We start from the raw sequence: 24,380 nt of genomic DNA on the forward strand, positions 1-24,380 counted from the left end.
CCAGTGTGGCACCTATGCGCCGGCTGTGGACCGAAAGTGACATCAGGTATCGGCGGACTCCGGGCCGAATTCATCGGCAGGTGGTCGTCCGGCTCCATCTGTCTCGGCAGCCCATTCCTGCGTGACGCGCTGTTTCTGCTCGGCTGCAACCCGACTCAGGTGTGCAGCTTTCGGCCAACCGTAGTGCGCGGCGAAATGCAGTATCAGTTCGTCCATTTCTCCGAACGACAGGTCACGGCTCTTCAACGCGGCGTAGACGTGGCTGATGATCGGGAACGGTGCGTCCTGAAAGGCGACACAGGCCACGGTGATCAGCCGCCGCTCTTTCCTGGCCAGCCCAGGCCGCAGCCACATTTCGCCGAAAACGAAGTTCAGGATGCCGGCACCCTGGAATGGGTTGTCCTGGTTGGGTGCGAACGACAGGCAGTTGATGTCCTTGAAGCACGCCGCTCCGACCGCCAGCCGTTCTTCGGGGTCACTGGGGGTCGAGAGCGGCAACAACGGTTCGGGCTCCGGTACCGGCAGGCCGCGCTCCTGATGGATTCGGCTCCACTCCTGGTCGACGATCATGTTGAACCGGGAAGCCTTCGGCCAGCCGGCGTACACCGCGAAATGTAGAACGGTTTCCCGGATTTCGAGGATGGTGATGTCACCACTGTTCAATGCCGCATAGACGTGCGCGCGTAACGGGTCTTCGGCATCGGCGTCCGCGACGCAGGGGAGGGCGATGAATCGTCGTTCCCGCCGGGTCAGCCCCGGACGCTGCCACACGTCGGCGAAGACGAAATCCCGCAAGTGGTCGTCCACCGGTGTGGATTCCGGTGGTGCGGGAACGGTCATGACGTCGGCGTACGCCAGCTTGCCGCGCTCCATACGGTCGGTGTCGAGTCTGGTCATGCTCGTCCTATCTGACTCACCGAATGGTGACGCCGGCATCGACCTTGAATTCAAGGCCTGTGACATATCGGGATTCGTCGGACATCAGGTACAGCACCGCGTTGCTGATGTCGATGGCTTCAGCCATGACGATCGGTAGTGCATTGGCGAAAAGCGGTGCCAGATCGGGCCGTTTGTCCCGAAGCAGGCCATGTAGGGACCCCGGCTGCATTCCGGTTGCCACCCCTGTCGGATGCACGGTGTTCACGCGAACGCTCTGCGCGGCAAGCTCATTGGCCAAACTCTTGCTGAGCCCCACGATCCCGTGCTTGGAGGCCGTGTAGGGATGGTGGAGGGGGGTTCCTTTGGTGCCGGCGGCTGAGCTGATGTTGACCAGGCTGCCACCGCGGTCGACCAGGTGGGGCAGCGCCGCCGAGCACGTGTTCCACGTCCCGATCAGGTTCACATCGACGACAGTGCGCCATTGTTCGGCGGTGGAGGTATCCCACGTTCCCGCAGTGAGCACACCGGCATTGGCGACGGCCCCGTCGAGGCCGCCCAACTGGCCGACGCCGTCATCGACCGCGGCACTCAATGCGTCGGCATCGCGAACGTCGACGACGAACGTCACGGCGCGGCGGCCGTATTTCCTGACGAGCCTGGCAGTTTCGTCGAGGTCCTCACGCGTGGCCAGTGGGTACTCGAGGGCGGAGAGGGACTGGCAGATGTCCACGAGGATGAGGTCTGCTCCCTCCTCTGCCAGACGTATGGCGTGGCTGCGGCCCATCCCGCGTGCTGCGCCCGTGATGAGGACTCTCTTGCCGGCCACGCGTCCGGTTGCCGCGCTCATAGCTTGTTGCAGAAGCCGGCGTCGACCGGGAGGGTGACTCCGGTGATGTACTGCGCAGCATCGGAGACCAGGAAGGCTACGGCGTGACTGATGTCTTCCGGCTCGAGTAACCCGACCGGCATGGGGTTCTGTAAGTGTGGTCCGCCACCGGGATAGTTCTCCAGGAACGCCGTCATCGCCGGGTTGACCGCCATCATGGTGTTGACCGCGGTCGGGTGCACAGTGTTCACCCGGATGCTTTGTGGGGCAAACGCATTGGCCAACGTCCGCATGAGTCCGACGATGCCGTGCTTGGATGCCGCATAGCCCAGACCGCCGGCCTGCGAACCACCGAAGCCCTTCAATCCCGCAGTGGAGCTGGTGAAGACGATGGACCCGCCGCGTCCGCCGGCGATGATATGGGGGATCGCGGCCTTGGCGGTGTGCAATGCCCCGGTCAGATTGACGTCGATGACGTCGGTCCACATTTCGAGCTCTCCTTCGATCGTCAATTCACGGAACGCCATCGTGGCGATACCGGCGTTCGCGCACACGATGTCGAGGCGGCCGAACTGCTCGACGCCGGCATCCAGTGCTGATTTGAGTCCGGCGAAATCACGGACGTCAGCGACGGCGGTGACGATCTTGCCGCCCACCGATTCGACGAGGGTCGCGGTCTCGGCGAGTTCGTCGCGGCTCGCCATGGGATAACCGCTCGATGCGATGTCGGCGCAGATGTCGACCGCGATGATGCAGGCGCCCTCTTTCGCCAGATGCACGGCGTGACTACGCCCTTGCCCACGGGCCGCTCCGGTGATGAAAGCGACCTTCCCGTCCAACAATCCCATCTGAACTCCTTGCTCGTCATGCACTCAAAGTTGGGCGTAAACCGTCTTGGTCTTCAGGAAGCTCTCGATGCCGTCGCGTCCCCACTCATGGCCCCAGCCGGACTGCTTGTAGCCCCCGAAGGGCATCGAATGGTCGAACACCATCTGGCAGTTCAGGGTTACGGTGCCGGCGTCGAGCCGCTTCGCCAGCCGGTGCGCGCGGCTGATGTCCTTGGTCCAGGCGGTCGCGGCCAGCCCGTACTCGGAATCGTTGGCGAGGGCGACGACTTCGTCGTCGTCATCGAACGGCAGGATCGCGACCACTGGCCCGAAGATCTCCTGCTGGTACAGGCGAGCGGTGGGAGCGACGTCGGTGAGAACGGTTGGGTGCACGAAGAACCCACTGCGATCCAGCCGGTTTCCGCCGGTGACCACCTCGACCCCGTCCCGGCGGCCCCCTTCGATGAAGCCCAGTACCTGGTCGAGTTGTTTGGCGCTGATGATCGGGCCGATCAGGACGCCATCCTCTGCCGGTGCGCCGAGCTTCACCGAGTTCGCGATGTTCGTGACGCCCTCGACCACCTTGTCGTACACGTCGCGCTGTGCGAAGATTCGCGATCCGCTGATGCAGCCCTGCCCGGAATGGATGAAGATGCCCATCGCGGCCATCGTGATGGCGGTGTCCAGGTCAGCGTCGTCGTAGATCAAAACCGGTGACTTGCCGCCCAATTCGAGCGCGACCCGCTTGAGGTTGCCGCTGCCGGCGGCCTGCACGATCTGCTTACCCACCACGGTGGAGCCGGTGAACGCGACCTTGTCGACGCCGGGATGCGCGGTGATCGCGGCCCCGACCGTGTGGCCGTATCCGGTGACGAGGTTGACCACGCCGTCCGGAACCCCGGCCTCGGCCAGGACTCGCTCCAGCAGCAGGGCCGAAAGTGGCGTTTCTTCAGCAGGTTTGACGACACAGCTACACCCCGCGGCGAGGGCGGGCGCGAGCTTGGTGCAGGCGTTGAACACCGGCCCGTTCCACGGGAAGATCAGCCCGACGACGCCGTAGGGCTCCTTGAGCGTGTACGCGTGCATGTTGGTGAACGCGCCGGTGATGCCGCCGGTCTGTTGTACGTCGTGAGCGATGCCGTTGAGCTTGGTGCACCAGCCCGCGTAGTAGCGGAAGGATTCGGCGCACGTCGACATGATCATGAACGCCTGGAAGTACGGCATTCCGGTATTCAGCGAATCGATCTGGGCGAGTTCGTCGGCGTGCTGATCGATCAGATCGGCCGCCCGCCACAGCACTTTGGCGCGCTCGCTACCGGGCAGTCCACTCCACACTCCGGACGTGAAACTCTCGCGCGCACGGGCCACGGCTACGTCGACGGCTTCGGCGCCGCCGTCCCGGAACTCCGCCAGCACTTCCTCGGTGGCGGGGTTGATGATCGGGATGACGTCGCCGGCTCCAGGCCGACTCGCGATGGCGTCCAGGACCGACTGCACCGTCATCGCGGCACCTCGGTGAACTCGATGTGCAACTCGGTGAGGCCGCGCAGCAGGAAGGTCGGCTCGTAGCCGTAGGTGCGGTTGTTCGGGCCGCCGTGCTTGGCCTCGCTGATGCGGATGTCGCGCGTGCGGTCGAGCAGTCGGCTGATGGTGACGCGGCCCTCGACCCGGGCCAGGGGAGCGCCGGCACACGTGTGGATGCCACGCCCGAAGGCGATGTGCTCGCGTACGTTCTTGCGATCGAGGTGGAAGTTGGTGGGGTCCTCGAACTTTCGGGGATCACGGTTGGCTGCGCCGAGGCACAGCATCAGGACCGTGCCGGCTTTGATCGGCACGCCACCGAGAGTGGTGGACTTGCGGCAGAGCCGGAAGTCCACCTTGGTGGGGCTCTCGAGGCGCAGCGCTTCCTCGATGAACGGGGAAATCAGATCACGGTTTTCCCGGAGATGGTGCTGCAGCTCCGGCTGGTCGCCGAGCACCTTCACCGCGGAGCTGAGCAGCTTCGTCACTGTTTCCTGCCCGGCGGCGAAGAGGAACGTTGCCGGACGTACCACCTCCAGCAGCGGCGGGACGGAGCCGTCGGGGTAAGTGGCGGTGGCGAGCCCGGTCAGCACATCCTCCCGGGGGTTCGCCCGGCGGTCGGCGATGTACCCGCTGAACAGATCATCAAGGTACTGAAGGGGATTGGAGCCCACGGGCTCGTGGTCGAGGGCGCCGACCCGGGAGCCCGGGGCGTTGCCGGCCCCGAGGTTGCGCCGGATTTCCGGACGGTCCTCTTCCGGAACCCCGAGCAGATCCGCGATGGCCAGGGTGGCGAAAGGCTTGCCGTATTCGCCGAGGAACTCGCACTGGCCGTTCGCGATGAACTCATCGAACTGGCGGTCGGCGAGGTGCCAAATGTAGTCCGCGTTCTCCTGCAGGCGGCGCGGCGTCAACAGCCGGCTCAGCAGGGATCGGGCATTTTCATGCTGGGGTGGGTCCATCACCACCATGTGTTCGAAAATCGGGAACTCGTGACGGTGCGCCTCGATGAGCACGCTGATGTCGTCCCCGTCCGGGGTGAACGGGAGCGGTGGGAACGGGCCGCCGATGGCGTTGACAGCGGAAAACGAATCGACATCCTTGAACGCCGCCTGGACTTCCTGGTACCCCGTCACCGCGACCACGCCGTAGTGCGGTTCGCGCACGACGGGTCCCTGCTGGCGCAGGTGGTCCCAGTACGCGTACGGGTCCTGGGCGATCTCGGGGTTCGTGAAGTAGTCGACGTCGGCGATGTCGGTCACGGTGGACTTGGGCTGCATGACAGCAACTCCTGATCGATCGATCAAATGTTAGACTGCCGTATGCCTATCACGCGCCGCGACGGCCGGTCAAGCATTTCGGGGCGGACTCGTCGATGACTCAGGGGCGCAAATCGAAGGCCGATGACGGCGGTGCTCGGCAGCGCCTGATCGAGGCGACGGTGCAGATCATGCATGACGAGGGGTATGCCGCGGCCACCTCGCGGCGGGTCGCGGCCCTGGCCGGCGTCAAGCAGGCGCTGGTCTATTACTACTTTCCGACCATGGACGACCTGTTCGTCGAGGCCCTGCGCGCCGGTGGGGAAGTAGCGCTGGAACGGCTGCGGGAGGTGCTGCTCGACGAGGATCCGCTGCGTGCGTTGTGGCGTATCAACAGCGACCCGCGGCAGACCGTGTTGAGCACGGAATTCATGGCATTGGCCAACCACCGCAAGGCCGTTGGCGCCGAATTGAAGGCGTATTCGGAGCGCGTACGCGACATCGAAACCGCGGCGGTGACGCTGGTTTTGCGGGCGGGCGGCGTGGATTTGAACGCCTACCCGCCGGTGGTGATGTCGATGATCGTCGCCCAAATCGCGCGCAGTGTCGGCAATGAGGCTGCGGTCGGTGTGACCCGGGGGCATGAGGAGCTCCGCGCGTTCATCGACCGGCAGATCGATCTGCTGTCGAAACCTTCGGAAGTCGTGCGCGACTGATCGTCGGGCGGTTTGCTCGGCGCCCGTCCGTTCGGCGATCCCGCGATCTTCCTGGTATCTGGTCATTGACAGTGCGCTGCATCGCATGTCATGGTTCCTGATCGATCGACCAAATTGTGAGTCGACGAGCCGAACCGTCCTTTCCGCGGCGGTGGCGACAACCAGACAGTGAGGTGGACTCATCGTGGGACGGGTAGCAGGCAAGGTCGCGTTCATCACCGGCGCAGCACGCGGTCAGGGGCGCAGTCACGCCGTGCGGCTCGCCGAAGAAGGCGCCGACATCATCGCCATCGACATCTGTGGACCGGTCAGCAGCAACCCGCAGATCGCACCGGCGACCCGCGACGACCTCGCCGAGACGGCGGACCTGGTCAAGCAGCTGAACCGGCGCATCGTCACCGCCGAGATCGACGTGCGCGACTACGCCGCGGTGAAGGCGGCCGTCGACAGCGGGGTCGAACAGCTCGGCAGGCTGGACATCATCTGCGCCAATGCCGGCATCGGCAACGGCGGCCAGACGCTGGACCACACCAGCGAAGAAGACTGGACGGACATGATCGACGTCAACCTATCCGGCGTCTGGAAGTCGGTCAAAGCCGCAGTGCCACATCTCATCTCGCAGGGCCAGGGTGGCTCGATCATTCTGACCAGTTCAGTGGGTGGCCTGAAGGCCTACCCGCACACAGGTCACTACATCGCCGCCAAGCACGGCGTGGTCGGACTGATGCGGACCTTCGCCGTGGAGCTGGGGCGCCACTCGATCCGGGTGAACTCGGTGCACCCCACGAACGTGAACACCCCGCTGTTCATGAACGAGGGCACCATGAAGCTGTTCCGTCCGGATCTGGAGAGCCCGGGTCCCGACGACATGAAGGTCGTCGCGCAGATGATGCACGTGCTGCCGGTGGGCTGGGTCGAGCCGGTGGACATCAGCAATGCCGTGCTGTTCCTGGCGTCGGACGAATCCCGTTACGTGACAGGCCTTCCCATGACCGTCGACGCCGGAAGCATGCTCAAGTAACCCTCTCGCGTCACCGAACGGCAACCAACTGAATAGGAATCAACCCAACGGCAACGGAGCCAAAGCCCATGGCCAGTAACAGTTCTCGTGTCAACCCCCTGTTCGCCGCAGGCACACCTGACGTGCCTGCCCACCACTCATCTCAGCGAGCCGCGAAGATCAGCGGTTACGGCGGCCTGGCGGTCGCGGCCTGGCTGGTCACCGCGGTGGCGACGGGCCACGGGGTCGCCGTCGCGGATACCGCCGGCGGATCGGCGAGTTCGTCGTCATCGAGTTCGTCAAGCTCGTCGAGTGGTTCGACGTCCTCGGGTTCTCCTAGTTCGTCCGGCGGGACATCGGGTACCGCGAGCGGTGCGGCGTCCGGGTCGACGGCAACCACCGGCGCAACCGGCACGGCGGGGACCACGGGAACGACCGGGCCTACCGAAGCGACGGGCGCCACGGGCAGCTCCAGCGTCAGCGGGTCGTCATCGACATCCGCGACATCGGGATCGACTTCGTCGAGCACCGACGTGGCCTCGGGGGTGATCGTCAGCAGCAGCGGCGGAGCCCATACCGGCAGTTCGTCCACGACTCCGAAAGACAGCACCCACGAAAGCGCCGGCGGCAGTGAGGTATCCGGATCGACCAAGTCGAGCACAACTGCCAAGCCCTCGTCCAAGTCGGGTACGAGCCCCAAGTCCTCGGCCAAGCCGACGCATGCGGAGACCACCAGCGCCGCCCCGAAAACCTCGGTGCAGACGACGGTGAGCGCCGCCGCCAGCACGAACGTGACCGCAAAGACCTCCGCGGTGACCGCGGCGGCCGTGGCCCCCGCGGCGCAGATTGTGCAGGCCGCCGCGACGCCGGCCACGCTGTCCGCCGCTGCGGTGCCGGTCGCCGTGGTGTCTCAAATTACTGCTCCGGCAACGAGTTTGGCGGGGTTCATCAACAATGTGGTGACCAACCTGCTCAATCCGTTCCTCAAGCCATCACCCAACACTCAGGATCCGTTCACCCCCGCGGTGTGGGCGGTGCTGGCCTGGGTGCGGCGCAACGTGTTCAACCAGGCGCCGACCATCTCCTACAACCCTGCCACCACCGTCCAGACCGGGCAGACGGTCACCGGTAACGTCGGCGCCTCCGACGCCGAGGGTGACACCCTGACCTACAAGGTGACCACGGCGCCGAAATACGGCACCGTGACCATCGATCAGGCCACCGGCAACTTCACCTACACCCCGAACGACATCAATTACACGGCGGTGCAGACCGATTCGTTCTCGGTGTCGGTGACGGACGGCAAGGTCAACCTGCTCGGTTTGTTCAGCCCACACAGCGCCAAGGCGGCCGTCGACGTGTCGGTGCTCAACCCTGAAGTCCAGCGGGTGATCCTGAACCTACCCAATACCATTGCCAGCCCGGCCAATCCGCGTTACTCGGCCGACGGCAAATCCATCTTCTTCGCCGGCCAGCCGACCGCCGGGGGCCGCTCGGAGATCTACCAGATCAAGACCGACGGTACTGCCCTGCAATGTGTGACCTGTGGCGTCAGCGTCAGTGAAACCGGGAATCTGGCCAAACCCGTTCCCGTCGACGATGGTTCGGGCCGCGTGCTGGTGCTGGTGAATGTCGCCGGGCAGACGCCGCGGTACTCCATGTTGGAAACCGGAATCAATGGCGCCCAGCTGGTTTCGATCACCACCCCGGCCGGCGGTGGATTCGCTATCGACCCGCAACGCGAAATGCGGGTGTCGCCGGACGGCACCCACGTGCTGTACACCCGTGTCGTGATCGGGCCCAACAACCTCCTGCAGGCCCTGCCGATCGTCGGCACGCTCACCCGCACTGACACCGGCTACACGGTTACCGATGCCCGGGTGGTGTACGCCACCGGTGAAGGCAAGCAGTGGACACCGGACGGCAAGGGCGTGGTGATCCTCGGCGGTCAGTTTGATGCGGGCAATGTGGACGACATCAAGGTCGACCTCGCCACCGGCAAGATCACCCGGGTGACGGCCAACCTCGACTATGACGAGGACATGGACTACTCGCCCAATATGCAGTGGATCGCGATCGGCAGCACTCGCGGTCTCGACGCGCTGACCCCGATGACCCGGATCATCCGGCAGAACTTCCTGCCGGTGTACGTCGGCGCACCCGTGTACCTGGAATGGGCCACCCCGATCAATGTCTCGAACCAGGAATGGATCGTCGCGGCTGGCGATGAGCTCAACCGGGAGAACGGTATTCCGCTGTTCGCCACCAGCGACGGATACACCGCCCGTAGCATGCCCAGCTGGAATCCGACCGGGGATGCGGTGACGTTCTGGGAATCCAGCGTCACCGATCCAACGGTGTCCCGACTGGTCATCGCCAACCTTAAATACACCACCAGTGTCGGGCCGGTGGCCGCGGATCGATCGACCCCGAACTCGGATTCGTGGGCGCCTGCCCTCGGCAGCTACGTCGCCGCCACGACACCGCTGCCCGCCACCGGAACCTATTCGGGCAAGGGCGGTGGCACCGCGGTGGTGACCGAGGCGCCGGACCCGAACGATGCCACGCGCACCGTCCGCACGGTCACCTATACCAACTACGTCAACGAGCTCGGCGAGATCTTGAACGGCACCGAGTCGGCCGACTACAACGCAAGCCAGACGACGGTGCACTACCTGGCGAATGTCACCGTCACCGGAGCCCACACCGGCTATCTGACGGCTGACGCCAACATCAACGCGTTCCAGCAGTCGCTGACCGGCACCATCACCTCAAGTGTCGACGGCGATGTGCAGTCACTGCCGGATCCGGATGCGGCGCACCAAGCGCAGCAGGACGCCTAGCAGCCGCATCCCGGCGAATGAAAGGACCGCATCATCGGAACCGGCAGCGAATTACCCAGTGGTGCACTGCTTCTGGGTGAAGACCGGGTCACGGGCTCCTCCGGCGGATTGCACCACCACGTCTATCCCGGTACCGGTCGCGTGAACGCCATCGTCGAGATGGCTGGAGCCGCTGAAGTCGACAGAGCGGTTGACATAGCCACGCAGGCTCAGCGGAGGTGGATGTCGTACCCGCCCGATCGGCGCCGCGACATCCTGTTCGGCCTGGCGGATCTCATCAGCGAGCACCACACCGAATTCGCCCGGATCAACACCCACGACTACGGTGTGCCGACGGCGTTGGCAGCGACGTCGGTGCTGACCGAGCGGTTCCTCCGTTTCTACGCCGGGTACGTCGATAAGGCCGATGGCGCAAGCACTCCCGTGATGGGTGGCTTCGACCTCAACTTGGTGGAGCACGAACCGTACGGCGTCGTGGGTGTGATCGCGCCATGGAATGGCGCCCTCGTGGTGATCGGGCTGGCGGTCGCTCCCGCCCTGGCCGCGGGCAATGCCGTCATCGTGAAGCCGTCGGAACTTGCGCCGCTGGCGGCACTTCGGTTCGGCGAGCTGTGCCTGGAGGCCGGCTTGCCTGCCGGGCTCGTCAATGTGCTCCCCGCTGGAGCGGACGGCGGCGAAGCTCTCGTGCGGCACCCTGGAGTGGGCAAGATTCATTTCACCGGAGGCACTGCCACTGCCCGGCGGGTGCTGACCGCTGCCGCGGAGAACATCACCCCGGTGGTCGCCGAACTCGGGGGCACCGCCGCCGGCATCATCTTCGACGATGCCGATTTGGACTCGGCGGCGAGTCTGTCCGCGCACCAGGGCCCGATCATGCAGGCTGGCCAGAGTTGTGCCTGCAGCAGCCGAATCTTTGTTCACGACAACGTATATGACGCATTCATGGAAAAGTTTCTCGCTGCCGTGACACGCGCCCCGATCGGCGACCCGCTGCGCTCCGATGTGCTCTTCGGCCCGGTGATCAACCAGATCGCCGTCGAGCGCATCCTCACGACCGTCGAGCTGGCGGTCACCGAAGGGTTCGGCGATCTTGTGCTCGGTGGCAATCGGATCGGCGGCGAGCTGGCCTCGGGGTTCTACGTCGAACCGACGGTTTTCGTGGATGTCGACAACCGGTCACCGCTGGCCCAGCAGGAGACGTTCGGGCCGGTCGTTTCGGTGATGCGGTTCAGCGACGATGCCCAGGCCGTGGACCTGGCCAATGACACCCGGTATGGGCTCAACGCTTTCGTTCACACCACGAATCTCCAACGCGCCCATGCCGTGTCACGGCAGCTTCAGGCCGGGTCGATCTGGGTGAACAGTCGAAGCGACATCCAGCCCCAAGGTCCCTATGGCGGATACAAGCACAGCGGCATCGGCCGGTCGGGAGGAACCGAGGGCCTTCGCGAGTTCCGGCAGACCAAGAACATCCGGATCAAGTTGTCCTGATCAGCGTGTCAGGCCTCCAGCCTGGCCCGGACGCTCGTGAGTCGTTCCTGCAACTCGGCCTCGCTGATGACGCCACGGGCGACGAGCGAGTGCGCGAGCGCGACCAGCTGGCTCTCGGGGTACGGCAGGCTCGCGTACACGGTGGCAGAGAGGGCGTCTTCCTCGTCGCGGCGTTCCTTGAATCCGAGCACCTCCGCGTCGCACGCCGAATGATCGAGCGCGTCGCACAGGCCGTCGAGGCTGGTTTTCCATGGGGGAACCGGGTTTTCCACGCCCCACTTCGCGGCCATGCGTGACCAGACCTGGTCGCGCGCCACGATGTCCTGCAGCGGGGCGATGTTGCTCATCCGGCCGTCCCCGGGTGCATGGCCGGGCGGGTTGTCACGATCACGTTGGTGGTCACGCCCGGCTTGGGGAGTGCCACCCCGATCAGGCAGTCGCGTGTGATGATCTCGGCGAGTTGATCTTCGGTCCACCCGTCGGTGCCCTCGGGGCGCATCGGCATCACCATGAAGCGATGCTTCTGGTTGGAGTCCTCGACCCGGACCTCGACGTCGTCGGGCAGGTAGAGCCCGAACTCGGCCAGCACCTGACGCGGCCAGCGGACCAGCCGCCGCCGGTAGTTGGGCGTGCGGTACCACTCGGGCGAGTTCCCCAGAATCGGCCGGGGATAGCACGAGCACAGCGCGCAGACGATGACGTGATGCACCGTGGGTGTATCGGCGAGGATCTGGAAGGCGACGAAATCGCTTGGGGTGCCGAAGCCGGTGGGCTCCAGCCAGTCGACGCCGACGGCCTTGCTGGCGGCCAGTGAGTCGTTGACGGCGAGTTCGGCGAACTCGGGATCGAGCCAGGCGCGGGCGACCAGCCGGGCTGCCGGGGTGGGGCCGATCTGCTCGGCGAACTCGGTGAACCGCCGATGCTCCTCGGCGGTGAAAATGCCCTTCTCGATGCACAATTCGCGCAGCGCGATCTCGAGCACCTCGAAGTCGGTGATCTCGTCGACCATGGGCTTCACCGTGCGGGCGTGATCGTGGTCATGATCATGGTGGTGATCGGAGCCGTGATCCGACATGCAAATCCTTTCTGGCAATAGTGAATTGAGCTAGGTGGCTGCTTGGAGCCAGCGTTCGGGGATTTCGGTGCGCAAGGTGTCCTTCGTCGTCCCGGTGTAGTCGTGCCACAGCTCGGACTGGTTGAACTCGACGACGTAGAACCACTCGGGAGGTGCTTCGGGGATATCCCAGGTCTCGTCTTCCGGCGCCGGGCTTTCGTAGGCCTGCGCGGCGATGGTGCCGGTCGCACCGCGCACATATTCGGGAGTGCGGGTGTAGAAGATGACGGGCAGCTCCCGCACCGCCACCTTGTCGCCGATCTTGAATTTCGGCGTGCCCGCCTTACCGGCATAGATCTGCGGATCGCCGATGCCGACTGCCTCGATGTGGTGCTTATTGCGTTTGACGTCGGAACCGTCACCAACCGACTTGGGCTGCGCGTCCAGCGTCTTCCCGTCGAGCCCGCCCTCGTAGCGGCCCTTGACCTCGGCCATGCGCTCCATGAGTTCGCCGAGGCTGATGTGGTGCTTCTCGATCAGCACCCGCGCGACAGACAACAACCAGCGGCCGTAGTAGGGCAGGCCCAGGTATTCGGCGCGGCCAACGTCGACGTTGCCGATCCGGCGCCGTTCCTCCGACAGCCAGATCCCGCGCCAGGCCAGCACCTCGCAGATCACGTACGTCATGTGTTCCCACAGTTCGTACTGCTTGTTGACGTACTCCATGGGCGCATCGGGTTCGCCGCCCACGTCGTGGACCGGTTTCAGGTACGCCGCGATGCGGGCGGAGTCGAGCATGTCGGGGTAGGGGGCGTCGGGAAGTTCCGGATAGGACGATTTCAGTCGGGACGTCAAGCCCAGTTGGGCTGCGCGCTCGGCCGCTGTGCTCATGACAGCTCCTCGGGTTGTGCAGACGCAACAATCTGACGCGAGGGGCCGATTCGGCATCCAATACATGCTGAGGAACGAACGCACCCCCGGCGTCCTCGCTCACATGACTACGTGACGACGATAGCTCCGCGCTGGTGGCCCCGTGTCATTTTGCTGGAATCGACTGAATGCCGTTGATACTCAGCGGTATTCGTCCAGCTGCACCGCCCGTCGGTTGGCCTCCTGGGCCAGTTGCACTCGGGACGTCAGCCCCAGCTTCGAGTAGATGTGTGACAAATGGGCCTGCACCGTGCGCGGTGAAACGAACAGGCGCGCCGCGATCTCCTTGTTGCCCAGCCCGTCCCCGGCGAGCTTCACCACGTCCAGCTCGGCGCGGGTGATCGAGTCCCATCCGCTCGTCGACCGCCGGCGCTCACCGCGTCCGCGCTGTACGTAGGCGATGGCCTCGTCCGTCGACAGCCCCGCACCTTCGTCCCACGCCGCGGTGAATTCCTCCGGCGCCATCGCCGCGCCAAGTGTGGCGACGGATTCGTCATACGCGGCGTCGTACATCGGGAAGCGGACGACGCCGGTCCGCTCGCGGAAGGCGGAGGCCGCGCCGAGAATTCGTGCCGCGCGTGAGGGATCGTCGCAAAGGGTAAGGGCGGCTAGGTGTTCCAGAATGTCGGGGAGTGGCAGGAGCGCCCCACTGTTCGCGACGGCGGCCACTGCGTCATGCGCGTGGCGCTCGGCCTCGTCGGCCTCTTGCTCCGCCAACGCAACGCGCGACCACGCCAGTTGGGCCAGCGCCAGATGCCAGCCAGTTGACGAGCTGACTGCGGTCTCGGCGTAGTGCCGGGCGAGCGGCAGGTCACCCTCTGCCAGCGCGACGTTCACGGCGTGGTGGGCCAGCTGCGCCGACGCTAGATCGGGGTGGGTGGTGCTGAGCTGCTGCCAATTCTGGGTACCGGCCGCACGGGCGGCGGTGGTGTCGCCGTTGGCCAGTTCGGCAATGGCCAGGGTGCCCGTGCTCAGTCCGAGGAAGTATGTGTCGAGTCCACCGGCGATATTGATGGCATTCTGCGCCACGGCGCGGGCTGAACCCGCCTGGCCCTGGTGGGCGTACGCAACGCCCAGGCCGAGGATGGCGCCGATCGCGCTCATTTCGTCGTGGGCGGCTTCGGCGTCGGCCTGGACCAGGTGGAACAACGCGATAGCTGTGGCGAGCTCGGCCCGCTGCACGGCGATCCAGCCGCGCGACAGCCGGCAGATTCGCAGGCCGTGCCGGTCGTCGATGGCCTCGGCCAGAGCGCAGCCCTCTTCGGCGTACGGCCGGGCGGCGAGTGGGAAGCCAGCGGATTCGGCGACGTTGGATTGCCACGCCAGAATCTGGATCAGTGACCAGCCGTCGCCCGCCGTGCGGGCCAATTCACCCGCTTCGCTGAAGAAAGTCGCGGCCAATTCGGCATCGCCGGTGTACCCGGAAGTGAAGCCACAGGCGGTCAGGGCTCTGGCGAGCAGGGTCGGCTCGTCGACTTCGCGTGCGATGGCCAGCGCCTGGCGCGCCTTGTCCATGGCGGCCGACCCGGTGACCCAGGTGTCCAAGAAGGAGTGTTCTGCCAACGCGCGGGCGTAGACCTCGGCGGACACGTCGGGTCGCTCGTCTTTGGGCAATGCGGCGTTGAACCACGCCCGACCCTGCTGAACGCGGCCGCGGGTCCACCACAACACGTGGAGCGACGAGGCAAGTGCCAACGCTTCCTCGGTGTCGTGGTTTTCCAGGCTCCACTCGAATGCGCCGCGCAGATTGTCCATTTCGGCCTCGGCCTGCGCGACGCGCTGATCGTGCCCCGTTTGCGCCGGTGCGCTCAGCCGAGAGACCATTGCGGTGTAATAGTCGCGGTGCCGCGACCGGGTGGCGTCGGCTTCGCCTGACTCCCCGAGCTTTTCGAGCGCGTACTGCCGCATGGTCTCCAACAACCGGTATCGGGTAATGCCGCCGGAGTCGTTGACGACCACCAGTGATTTATCCGCCAGCAGGGTGATCTGATCGAAAACCTGATAGCGCTCGACGCTGTCATCCCCGGTGACCGCCCGGACTGCGGCGAGATCGAAGCTGCCGAGGAATACCGCCAAGCGCCGGAACAGGATTCGCTCATTGTCGGTCAGCAGCGCGTGGGACCAGTCCACAGAGGCGCGCAGCGTCTGCTGACGGCGCACCGAGGTGCGTGAGCCGCCGGTCAGTATCCGGAAGCGATCATGAAGGCTGTCAATGATTTCCGCCAGTGTCAGGGTCCGGACACGGGCGGCGGCCAGTTCGATGGCCAGCGGCATGCCGTCGAGGCGACGGCAGATTTCGGTGACCGCGGAGATGTTGTCCTCGGTGAGCGAGAACCCGGCCCGGGCCAGTCGCGCGCGGTCGGCGAACAACGCGACGGCCTCGTCGGCCAACGGCAGCGACGGCACCTGCCAGGTCGCCTCGCCGGCGACCCCGAGCGGTTCCCTGCTGGTCGCCAGGATCGAAAGTTGCTGGGCGTCGGCAAGTATCGCCGTGGCCAGCTGTGCGCTGGCCTCCAGCAAGTGCTCGCAATTGTCCAGCACAAGTAGCAGGTGGCGGTCACGCAGGAAGCGCCGAAGGGTGTCGGTGGTCGAGCGGCCGGGTTGGTCCGGCAGGTTCAGCGTCCGCGCTGCGGTGGCCGCGACGGCCTCGGGGTGGTTGATGGGCGCCAGATCGATGTAGCAGACACCGCCGAAGTCGCCGGCGGCCATGGCGGCCACATGCACCGCCAGCCGGGTCTTCCCGGCTCCGCCGGCTCCCGTCAGCGTCACCAGCCGGTGGTCGTCGAGCGTCCGCCGGACATGCTCGATTTCCGTCTGTCGCCCAATGAAATTGGTCAACTGGATCGGTAGGTTGGAACTGCCGACCGCAGTCCGTAGCGGTGGAAACTCGTTGTGCAGGTCGGGGTGACAGAGCTGCGCGACACGTTCGGGCCGGGGCAGATCGCGCAGGGCGTGGGTGCCCAGGTCGATGAGCGTGACCTCGGGCGGAAGCTGTTCGGCCACAAGGGCTTCGGTGACCACGGACAGGACGGTCTGGCCGCCGTGGGCGAGATCGCGAAGCCGGGCCGCGCGGTTGATGGTGGGGCCGACGTAGTTGTTCTCGTCGCGCAACTGGATGTCCCCGGTATGCAACCCGATGCGCAGCGCGATCGGGGACAGCGGGGCGCGTTGCAGGTCCACAGCGCATGCCACCGCGTCGGCCGCTCGCTGGAAGGCGATGACGAAGCTGTCGCCTTCGCCCTGTTCAAGGGGGCGTGCGCCGTGGTGGGTCAACGCGACAGCGGAAATGACTTCGTCGAGGCAGGTGACGGCGGCGCGCATGGTGTCGGGCTGGGTGTCCCAGAGCCGTGTCGAGCCCTCGATGTCGGCCAGTAGCAGCGTGACCGTTCCGGTGGGAAGTTCGCTCATATCAGTCAGCTTGCGTCGGTGCGGATGGGCTAAGCATCAGCCAAATGGCCAATAGTTGTCCAGCATCCGCTCCCGCGTACGCATGTCGGTGGCCAGCTTTTACGCACATCAGCCGACGCAGTACAGGCTGCCGTGCGGCGATAGTCGAAACATGACCACCGCAACGGCATTGCCGACCCTGACCTACGGGCCCGAGAGCACGCTCGACGAGTTCCGTACTGCGCTCGTCGGAGCCCGTCGGCGCGGGCCGATCGCATTGGGTCAGTATGGGCCCGAGGTGCTGAGTTATGACCTGGTGCGCACAGTGCTGCGCGACTCGCGGTTCGTCAACCCGCAGGGCAGTGGCCTTGTGGTGCAGGGGATTACGTCGGGACCGCTCTGGGATTTGGTCACCGAGCTGTTGATCAGCCTGGAGGGTGCCGAACACAATCGATTGCGCCGGCTGGTGGCCCGTGCCTTCACCCCGCGGGCGGCCGAGCAGATGCGGGACGCCTGCGTGGAGGTCATCACCGAGTTGGTGGACCGGCAAATCAGCGCCGGGCGGTGCGACGTCGTCGCCGACATCGCCACGCCGTACCCGGTACCGATCATCTGCGCCATGCTCGGCGCACCCGCGTCGGACTGGCAGTTGTTCACCGGCTGGGCGTCCGACATCACACAGATCTTCGGGCTCAGCGTGCGGGAGTACGAGGCGAGCATCCTGCACGCCTGGACTGAATTGAACGGGTATGTGGAGCGGTTGATCGCCGACCGCAGAAGTGCCCTGGGCGACGATCTGATCTCCGAACTGATCCGCTCCGAGGACGACGGCGACCGGCTGAGCCACGCCGAGTTGGCGAACCTGACCGCGCTCCTGCTGATCGCCGGCACCGACACCACGCGCAATCAACTGGCCGCCGCGGTGCAGGTGCTGGCCGGGCACCCTGAGCAATGGGAGTTGCTGGCGCAGCGTCCTGACCTGGCGCCGCAGGCCGTCGAAGAACTGATGCGGCACACGCCGATCGTGCTCGGTGCCATGAGGGTCGCCACCGTCGATGTCGAGCTGGGTGGCATGACGTTCCCGGCGGGCTCGACGCTGATCGTCAATTCCGCTGCGGCCAACCGCGATCCGCAGGTTTTCATCGATCCCGATCGCCTCGACATCACCCGACAGGGCGCCGCACCGATGCAGACCTTCGGCGGCGGCGTGCACTACTGCCTCGGCGCCCACCTGGCCCGCGTCGAAATGACCGAGGCGCTGCGCGTCATCACCGCGCGGCTGACCGAGGTGCGCGTCGCCGGCCCGGTGCCCTGGAAGCCGATGACGGGCATATCCGGGCCGGTCGCCTTGCCGATCGAGTTCACTGCGCGACGGTCAGCAAATCCCGTCTTTCCCCGCGGGGCCTGACGTGTGATGCTGGGCTCGGCGACCGCGGCGGAAGGGCCTGAGATGGACGTGAGCACGATCAGCGACGAAATGCGGGAACTGCTGGAACGCGCGCTGGGCCCGTTGCCCGATCCGTGCGATCTGCCGCTTCCGCCCATTGGCCTGTCGCTCGAGGAAGAACGAGAGCAGCGCAAGCGCGACCTCGCGGTGGCGTTTCGCGTGTTCGGGAAGCTCGGGTTCTCCGAAGGCGTCGCCGGGCACATGACCGCCCGCGACCCGGAGCACCCGGATCTGTTCTGGGTCAATCCGTTTGGCATGAGCTTCAACCACATTCGCGTCAGTGACCTGATCTGCGTGGACCACCACGGCCGAGTCGTGCACGGGACCCGGCCGGTCAACGCCGCGGCGTTCACGATCCACGCACAGGTGCACAACGCCCGGCCGGACGCCGTCGCCGCCGCCCACACCCACTCGCTGTACGGCAAGGCGTTCTCCGCGCTGGGCATCCCGCTGGAGCCGCTCACCCAGGACGCCTGCCCCTTCTACGAGGACCAGGGTCTCTACCTCGACTACCGCGGGGTGGTCCTCGCCGAGGAGGAGGGCAAGAACATCGCCGCCGCGATCGGTGACAACAAGGCCGCCATCCTGCGCAACCACGGCCTGATCACCGTCGGCACCTCGGTCTCGGCGGCCGCGTGGTGGTTCGTCACGATGGAGCGGTCATGTCAGGCGCAGCTGCTCGCGATGGCTGCCGGCACGCCTACCGTCATCGACCACGACACCGCCAAGCTGGTGCACAGCCAGATCGGCAGTGACCTGGTCGCGTGGTTCCAGTTCCGGCCGCTATGGGAACAGATCGTCGCCGGCCAGCCGGACGTCTTCGACTGATGGGATTTTTCCCGGGCTTCACCGACGAGCGGCTGGCCGTCAACGGGGTCGAGATTCAGGCGGTGATCGGCGGGTCGGGTCCACCGCTGCTGCTGCTCCACGGCGCACCGCAATCGCATGTGATGTGGCATCACATCGCACCCCGACTGGCCGAGCGGTTCACCGTCGTCGCGACCGACCTTCGCGGCTACGGTGACAGCTCAAAACCGGCCGGCGGAGGCGACCACGCCGACTACAGCTTCCGGACGATGGCGGCCGATCAGGTCGCCGTGATGAACCAGCTGGGGCACGGCTCCTTCAGCGTCGTCGCCCATGATCGTGGTGCGCGCGTGACGCATCGGATGATGCTCGACCACCCCGAGGTCGTGACCCGGGCTGCGCTGCTCGACATCGTCCCCACCAAGTACGTCTACGACCACGCCGACACCGCGCTCGCCACGGCCTACTTCCACTGGTTCTTCTTCATCCAGCCCGCGCCGCTGCCCGAGCTGATGATGCAGCCGACCGCCGCACTGCTGCTCAAGGCATTTCTGGGGGCCTTCGGTGGTACGGACGTCTACGACCCCGAGGCCATGGCCGAGTACGAACGCTGCTTCGCCACACCGGAATCCATCCATGCCATGTGCGAGGACTACCGCGCCGCGGCCACCATCGATCTCACCCACGACGCCGCGGACGAAGGACGCACTGTCGACTGTCCGTTGTTGATCCTGTGGGGATCACGCGGCGTCGTCGGCCAGCTCTACCAGCCACTGGAAGTATGGCGGCGGTACGCCAGCGACGTGCGTGGCCACGGCCTCGACGCCGGCCACTTCCTGGCGGAAGAGCGCCCGGACGACGTGCTCACCGCACTGGATGAATTTCTCGGTACCAGTTGACCGCGGTTCCACGCCCAGCGTCTTCATATCAATATCTGAGCTGATTCATTGCTGGGCCGTTCACTGTGGGCTCATGTCCACTACAACTCGTGCGCGGCGCTACGGCGTCGTCACCCTCGCCGGATTCGCTGCGCTCTCCCTGTCGGCCTGCGGATCATCGAACACACCGGCGCCGAGCTCGAAAGCTGCCAGCACCTCGTCGTCACCGTCCGCCAGCCCGGCTCCTGGAGGTCCGGGCGGCAAGGACCGGGTGTCCGGGCTGGTCAACTCGGTGTCGGGCGGCACCGTGTCGGTCACGGGGAAGGACGGGCCGGGCACCGTGAACATCACCTCCTCGACGCGCATCACCCAGCTCGCCCCCGGCCAGCTGACCGACGTCACCGCCGGCGAGTGCGTCGCCGTCCGCCCGGTCAAGGGCAACGACGACAACAACAGTGCCGCGGTGACCGCCGCGAACGTCCTCGTCGGCCAACCGCGCAACGCGCAATGCGGTGAGAAGGGCGGGAAGCGCGAACATGGCATCAACGGCACGGTCGCCTCGGTGAACGGCAACACGATCACGGTCACCGACGCCGACAACAGCCAGATCACCGTGACGGTGACGCCCGATACCCGCTACACCAAGAGCGCCGGCGCGGACGCGAAGGCGATCGCCGCAGGGATGTGTCTGGGCGCGCGCGGTACCAAAGATGGCAGCGGTGTCCTGCAGGCCACGTTTGCGATGGTGCGGCCCGCGATGAACGGCGCGTGTGGCGGCGGCGGAGGCGGCGAGCACCAGCACCGCTAGCGATCACCCCGGCGGCGCGAAGAACTCCAGCGCGATGCCGTCGGGGTCGCGGAAACTCAGGCCCGACCCGTAGGGCGCGTCGATGACGCCGCCGTGCGCGACGCCCAGCTCCTCGAGCCGGCCGGCCCAGTCGACGAGGTCGGCGCGGGAGGCGCAGCCGAAGCCGACGTGATCGAGGCCGGCCCGGAACTCGCTGAACTGGCCGGGCTCGATGGCGCGGTCGTGCTGGTGGATGCCGAACAACGTGCCGCCGGGCAGTGCCCACACCAGATGTCGGTAGCCGGCGTCGGTGTGCTCGTCGAGCACCGGGTCGTCGCCGATCAGGGCGCGATACCAGGGACCGCTGACGGCCATGTCACTGACCGTCACTGCGACATGGTTCAGTGCTGCGAACGCCATGAGATGCCTCCTGATTGTGAATGTTGGGTCATACCACCGGTTTTCCGCGCCGCGCGCGGGCCCGCATATCCCACAGGTACAGCTGGTAGCCGAACAGCCACACATCGCGCGGGATCACCCGGTCGGCCAGCCGCAGCGCCGTCATGAGCCGGTCGAACCAGCGCTGGTGCGCGGGCGTCCAGGCCAGCTTCATGTGGGTGCGGAACTCGGCGGGCAGGAAGCCCGTCGTCGCGAACAGGTTGAACGGACCGGCGAGCTGCCGCAACGGGGTGGGCAGGAACGCCAGCGAAGCCACGCCGTGCAGGTGTTCGCGCACGGGTTCGTCGATCTGCAGCTGATCGAGCGTGCGTTTCCAGTACTCGTCGAAGGCGAGCCGGTCGGCCGGCCACATGCTCTCGCGCACCTGCAGCGTGGTGCCGAGGGTGCGGGCGTCCCGATAGATGGCGTCGGCGGCCTCGGGGCTCAGCGGGCCGTACAGGAACTCGTGCTGATCGATGTAATAGCGGTACAGGCACGACGCCACCCACAGCTGCAGCTTCGGATCGAACGCGCTGTACTTCACCGGACTGGACGCCGTCGACCGCACCAGGGCGTGCACCCGGTCCACCTCGCGGCGGATCAGCGCACGGTCGTCGTCGGTGCCGTACACGGCGGCCGCCAGATAAGTGCCGGTGGTGCGGGCGCGTTTGAACGGGTGTTTGTAGACATTGCCGCTGTCGACGGGGCTTTCGAGCACGCCGTAGCCGACTCCGGGCAGAGCCAGTTGCATGATCACGTTGGCCGCCGGTGCCAAGGCTGCCGCGGGGTTTATGAGGTCGACTACCCGCTTCGGGTGCCGAGGAGGACCGAGCCGCATGATGCCGAGTAAACACCCTGTGAGACGCTGCCCGGCGTGTTTGACAGAAGCGCCGCGCGTGCGGCTGGTCTGGCGCTCGGCTACCTGGCCGATGTGTGCTGGGCCGACCCCCGCCGCGGCCATCCCGTAGCGCTGTTCGGAACGGCGGCCGCCGCCCTGGAGCGCCGTACCTACCGCGACAACCGGCTGGCAGGTGCCGGTCATACCGCGGCGCTGCTGGTCGGGCTGGGGGCACTGGGTTTCGGGCTGGAACGCATCGCGCGGGGTCCGGTCGCGAAGACCTTGGTCACTGCCGCGGCGACCTACACGGTGCTGGGTGGCACGTCGCTGGCCCGTACCGGGGCCGACATGGCGGCCCGGTTGGACCGCGACGACGTGACCGCGGCCCGCGAACTGCTGCCGTCACTGTGCGGGCGGGATCCGGCGTACCTGGACGCCGACGGGCTGGCCCGGGCCGCACTGGAATCGGTCGCGGAGAACACCTCCGACGCGCAGGTCGCACCGATCCTGTGGGGCGCGATCGCCGGAGTGCCTGGCCTGCTGGTGTACCGCGGCGCCAACACCCTGGACGCGATGATCGGGCACCTCAACCCGTGCTACACCCGGTTCGGTTGGGCGGCAGCACGATTCGACGACATCCTCAACTACGTGCCGGCCCGCGTGACGGGGCTGTGCGTGCTGGCGGTGTCCGGCCGGCCCGCTGCGGCATGGCGGGCCTGGCGGGGTGACGCGCACAAGCACCCGAGCCCCAATGCCGGTGTGGCAGAAGCGTCATTCGCCGGCGCCCTGGGTGTGCAGCTCGGGGGACCGACGCAGTACGCGCACCGTCTGGAGATGCGGCCGACGCTCGGCGACGGTCCTGCGCCGGCCGTCGCGGATCTGAAAAGAGCTGTGCGGCTTACCCGCCGGGTTCAGACGTTGGCAGCGGTGGTGGCCGTGGTCGTCAGCGCTGCGCGCTGACACCCGAACCGGCTAGCCGGACAAGATCGACGTGCCGTACCACCGGCAGACCGACAACGCGAGCTCCACGTCGAGACGGTCCTCGTGAATGGGCCGGCCGCGGCGCTCGACGGCCCGCTGCACTCGGTACTTCACGGTGTTGAAGTGCAGATTCAGCTCGTCGGCAGCGACCTTGTAGCTGGCCCCGTGTAGCAGGAAGACCCGTAGCGTCTCGCGTAGCCGTGCGTCGCTGTCGGTGTCGCCGGCAAGCGGGCCGAGGACCTCGTGCACCCATTCGCGGGCCTCGTCGAGGCTGCCACCGAGCAGCGCTGCGGCCGACAGGCCGGGATCGGCGGCGGCGGTGACCCGTGCTGCGTCGGCTCCGGCGGCGATCGCCACATCTCGTACCCGTTGTGCCTGCCGGTGCGAACGCCGGAATCCGTCGACACCTGATAGCGGCGATCCCACCGCAATGTGCGGCGCGCCGTCTTGTCTGGCAACAAACCGCCGGATGTCGGACACCGCAGTCGGGACGGCATCGGGCCGTAGCGGTATCCAGCCCCAGCCGCTCAATCGATCCGCCGCGACGAACAACGGACTTCCTTGCGACGCAAGGGCTTCAGCCAGTCCGCGGAGAGTTCTCTCGAGCCTGGCGAGTTCATCACCGCTATCGGCGTCCGCCGTCAGCCACAGCACCAGTGCCAGGTGGATCCGGCGCATCGGGTAGCCGATAGCCGACGTGATCGCATCCGCATCGGAGCCGGCGGCTTCGAGCACTTCCCGGACACGCATGGCACGTGCGCTGTTGCGGTTCTCCAGCCAGTGGTCCCGCTCGCGCTCGTAGACCGCGACCACTTGCTGCGATATCCAGTCGACGTAACGGAAGGTGACCGGCGTCAGCCGCTCGAACACTGCCACGCTCATCGCCGGGTCCAGGCCGGAGTGGTTGATCTCCTCGATGATGTCGCCGAGCGCCCATTGATGAGCCAGCCGGTAGGCCCGTACCAACGCATTCATCGGCACGCCACGTTGTGCCACCCGCCGCGCGTATTCCAGTGCCGCCGTTGGCGGTTCGACATTCTCGAGGGGGATCTGGTGGCGCAGGGCATGGAATATCGTGTCGACGTTTCCCTCGACGCTGGCGCCCAGCAGCTGTACCAGACTCGGGTCCTCGTGCAGCTCGGCGATCTCCACGGCCAACCGTTGCTTGATGGCGCGGGTGATGTCGGCCTGGCGCTCGATCAGCCCCGTCATGACTGCCGCTGACGCTTCGTCGATCGCGGCGTCGTCGTAGCGCGTACGGGCCCCCATTGCTCGACTCTAGGACGCGCGCCATGTCTCGGGACGACAACCCCGGTGCGCTAGTTCGTTCCTCCGAGACACTGTGATCCGCTTTGGCACTTCCTACCGTGATCACACCCACCACATTCATCACAGCAAGCCCGCGCCGCGCATGCCGAGCGTCCCTGCCTCCCAACAGACCTGGCCGCAGAACTATCAATAGGAGCTCATC

At 66.2% G+C, this 24,380-nt stretch carries 22 protein-coding genes; 9 read left to right on the forward strand and 13 right to left on the reverse strand.

Features of this window, described 5'->3' with window-relative positions; translation table 11 throughout:
• Positions 1-42 precede the first annotated feature (42 nt).
• From A7G45_RS25190 to A7G45_RS25210, 5 genes are read right to left on the reverse strand one after another with little or no spacing between them, the layout of a single operon-like run.
• A complete protein-coding gene (locus A7G45_RS25190; protein ID WP_260941018.1) occupies positions 43-897 on the reverse strand; it encodes a carboxymuconolactone decarboxylase family protein in 855 nt (284 codons plus the stop codon).
• Between the two features lie 16 nt (positions 898-913).
• Complete coding sequence (locus tag A7G45_RS25195; protein WP_260941021.1) at positions 914-1,726, reverse strand: mycofactocin-coupled SDR family oxidoreductase; 813 nt, start codon at positions 1,724-1,726, stop codon at positions 914-916.
• Entirely contained in the window at positions 1,723-2,553 is an 831-nt protein-coding gene (locus A7G45_RS25200; RefSeq protein WP_260941023.1) for a mycofactocin-coupled SDR family oxidoreductase, read from the reverse strand. The genes A7G45_RS25195 and A7G45_RS25200 overlap by 4 nt, the downstream gene beginning before the upstream one ends.
• Before the next feature lie 24 nt (positions 2,554-2,577).
• Positions 2,578-4,035: an aldehyde dehydrogenase family protein gene (locus tag A7G45_RS25205; RefSeq protein ID WP_260941025.1), complete on the reverse strand. Its 1,458-nt coding sequence runs from the start codon at positions 4,033-4,035 to the stop codon at positions 2,578-2,580.
• The gene (locus A7G45_RS25210) at positions 4,032-5,315 is read right to left on the reverse strand and encodes a cytochrome P450 (RefSeq protein ID WP_260941526.1); all 1,284 of its coding nucleotides are present in this window, start codon (positions 5,313-5,315) and stop codon (positions 4,032-4,034) included. Before A7G45_RS25210 ends, A7G45_RS25205 begins: the two co-directional genes overlap by 4 nt.
• Positions 5,316-5,428: 113 nt before the next feature.
• Here A7G45_RS25210 and A7G45_RS25215 point away from each other — a divergent pair, with 113 nt between their 5' ends.
• Both A7G45_RS25215 and A7G45_RS25220 read left to right on the forward strand, forming a co-directional pair.
• Positions 5,429-6,028, forward strand: coding sequence for a TetR/AcrR family transcriptional regulator (locus A7G45_RS25215; RefSeq protein ID WP_043400618.1), 600 nt, complete (start codon positions 5,429-5,431; stop codon positions 6,026-6,028).
• Positions 6,029-6,209: 181 nt separating this feature from the next.
• Positions 6,210-7,049 (forward strand): mycofactocin-coupled SDR family oxidoreductase, encoded by an 840-nt coding sequence (locus A7G45_RS25220; RefSeq protein ID WP_260941527.1) that lies wholly within the window; start codon positions 6,210-6,212, stop codon positions 7,047-7,049.
• Positions 7,050-7,215: 166 nt separating this feature from the next.
• On the opposite strand, the gene A7G45_RS25225 is transcribed toward A7G45_RS25220, so the two are convergent.
• On the reverse strand, positions 7,216-7,902 hold the full coding sequence (locus A7G45_RS25225) for a hypothetical protein (protein ID WP_260941027.1): 687 nt from the start codon (positions 7,900-7,902) through the stop codon (positions 7,216-7,218).
• On the opposite strand from A7G45_RS25225, the gene A7G45_RS25230 reads away from it, so the two are divergent.
• Together A7G45_RS25230 and A7G45_RS25235 are read left to right on the forward strand one after the other, a co-directional pair.
• Positions 7,841-9,871: a cadherin-like domain-containing protein gene (locus tag A7G45_RS25230; RefSeq protein WP_260941028.1), complete on the forward strand. Its 2,031-nt coding sequence runs from the start codon at positions 7,841-7,843 to the stop codon at positions 9,869-9,871. The two genes, A7G45_RS25225 and A7G45_RS25230, sit on opposite strands and share 62 nt — an antisense overlap.
• Positions 9,872-9,901: 30 nt before the next feature.
• Positions 9,902-11,362: an aldehyde dehydrogenase family protein gene (locus tag A7G45_RS25235; RefSeq protein WP_260941528.1), complete on the forward strand. Its 1,461-nt coding sequence runs from the start codon at positions 9,902-9,904 to the stop codon at positions 11,360-11,362.
• A gap of 8 nt (positions 11,363-11,370) precedes the next feature.
• On the opposite strand, the gene A7G45_RS25240 is transcribed toward A7G45_RS25235, so the two are convergent.
• From A7G45_RS25240 to A7G45_RS25255, 4 genes are all read right to left on the reverse strand, one after another.
• Positions 11,371-11,709 carry a thiocyanate hydrolase gene (locus tag A7G45_RS25240; protein ID WP_260941030.1) on the reverse strand — a complete coding sequence of 113 codons (339 nt, stop codon included), beginning with the start codon at positions 11,707-11,709 and terminating at the stop codon, positions 11,371-11,373.
• On the reverse strand, positions 11,706-12,437 hold the full coding sequence (scnC, locus tag A7G45_RS25245) for a thiocyanate hydrolase subunit gamma (RefSeq protein WP_260941031.1): 732 nt from the start codon (positions 12,435-12,437) through the stop codon (positions 11,706-11,708). The genes A7G45_RS25240 and scnC overlap by 4 nt, the downstream gene beginning before the upstream one ends.
• 30 nt (positions 12,438-12,467) lie before the next feature.
• On the reverse strand, positions 12,468-13,307 hold the full coding sequence (locus tag A7G45_RS25250; protein WP_260941033.1) for an SH3-like domain-containing protein: 840 nt from the start codon (positions 13,305-13,307) through the stop codon (positions 12,468-12,470).
• Between the two features lie 180 nt (positions 13,308-13,487).
• Entirely contained in the window at positions 13,488-16,754 is a 3,267-nt protein-coding gene (locus A7G45_RS25255) for a helix-turn-helix transcriptional regulator (protein ID WP_260941035.1), read from the reverse strand.
• 151 nt (positions 16,755-16,905) lie between these two features.
• On the opposite strand from A7G45_RS25255, the gene A7G45_RS25260 reads away from it, so the two are divergent.
• The 4 genes from A7G45_RS25260 to A7G45_RS25275 all read left to right on the forward strand — a co-directional run bounded on the left by A7G45_RS25260 (position 16,906) and on the right by A7G45_RS25275 (position 20,673).
• Positions 16,906-18,141, forward strand: coding sequence for a cytochrome P450 (locus tag A7G45_RS25260; RefSeq protein ID WP_260941036.1), 1,236 nt, complete (start codon positions 16,906-16,908; stop codon positions 18,139-18,141).
• A 69-nt stretch (positions 18,142-18,210) separates the two neighbouring features.
• Complete coding sequence (locus tag A7G45_RS25265; protein WP_407667548.1) at positions 18,211-19,008, forward strand: class II aldolase/adducin family protein; 798 nt, start codon at positions 18,211-18,213, stop codon at positions 19,006-19,008.
• Positions 19,008-19,886, forward strand: coding sequence for an alpha/beta fold hydrolase (locus A7G45_RS25270; protein WP_260941039.1), 879 nt, complete (start codon positions 19,008-19,010; stop codon positions 19,884-19,886). The genes A7G45_RS25265 and A7G45_RS25270 overlap by 1 nt, the downstream gene beginning before the upstream one ends.
• Positions 19,887-19,959: 73 nt before the next feature.
• The gene (locus tag A7G45_RS25275) at positions 19,960-20,673 is read left to right on the forward strand and encodes a DUF5666 domain-containing protein (RefSeq protein WP_260941040.1); all 714 of its coding nucleotides are present in this window, start codon (positions 19,960-19,962) and stop codon (positions 20,671-20,673) included.
• Between the two features lie 3 nt (positions 20,674-20,676).
• Here the strand turns inward: A7G45_RS25275 and A7G45_RS25280 are convergent, their stop codons facing one another.
• Together A7G45_RS25280 and A7G45_RS25285 are read right to left on the reverse strand one after the other, a co-directional pair.
• Entirely contained in the window at positions 20,677-21,072 is a 396-nt protein-coding gene (locus A7G45_RS25280; RefSeq protein WP_260941041.1) for a VOC family protein, read from the reverse strand.
• Between the two features lie 28 nt (positions 21,073-21,100).
• Positions 21,101-21,928: an oxygenase MpaB family protein gene (locus A7G45_RS25285; RefSeq protein ID WP_260941042.1), complete on the reverse strand. Its 828-nt coding sequence runs from the start codon at positions 21,926-21,928 to the stop codon at positions 21,101-21,103.
• Between the two features lie 36 nt (positions 21,929-21,964).
• Here A7G45_RS25285 and A7G45_RS25290 point away from each other — a divergent pair, with 36 nt between their 5' ends.
• The gene (locus A7G45_RS25290) at positions 21,965-22,888 is read left to right on the forward strand and encodes a cobalamin biosynthesis protein (RefSeq protein ID WP_260941044.1); all 924 of its coding nucleotides are present in this window, start codon (positions 21,965-21,967) and stop codon (positions 22,886-22,888) included.
• Between the two features lie 12 nt (positions 22,889-22,900).
• Here A7G45_RS25290 and A7G45_RS25295 read toward each other — a convergent pair whose 3' ends face one another.
• Positions 22,901-24,178: a PucR family transcriptional regulator gene (locus A7G45_RS25295; protein ID WP_260941045.1), complete on the reverse strand. Its 1,278-nt coding sequence runs from the start codon at positions 24,176-24,178 to the stop codon at positions 22,901-22,903.
• Positions 24,179-24,380: the final 202 nt, after the last annotated feature.

This window comes from Mycolicibacterium llatzerense, assembly GCF_025331195.1.
In the GTDB taxonomy this organism is placed as follows: domain Bacteria; phylum Actinomycetota; class Actinomycetes; order Mycobacteriales; family Mycobacteriaceae; genus Mycobacterium; species Mycobacterium llatzerense.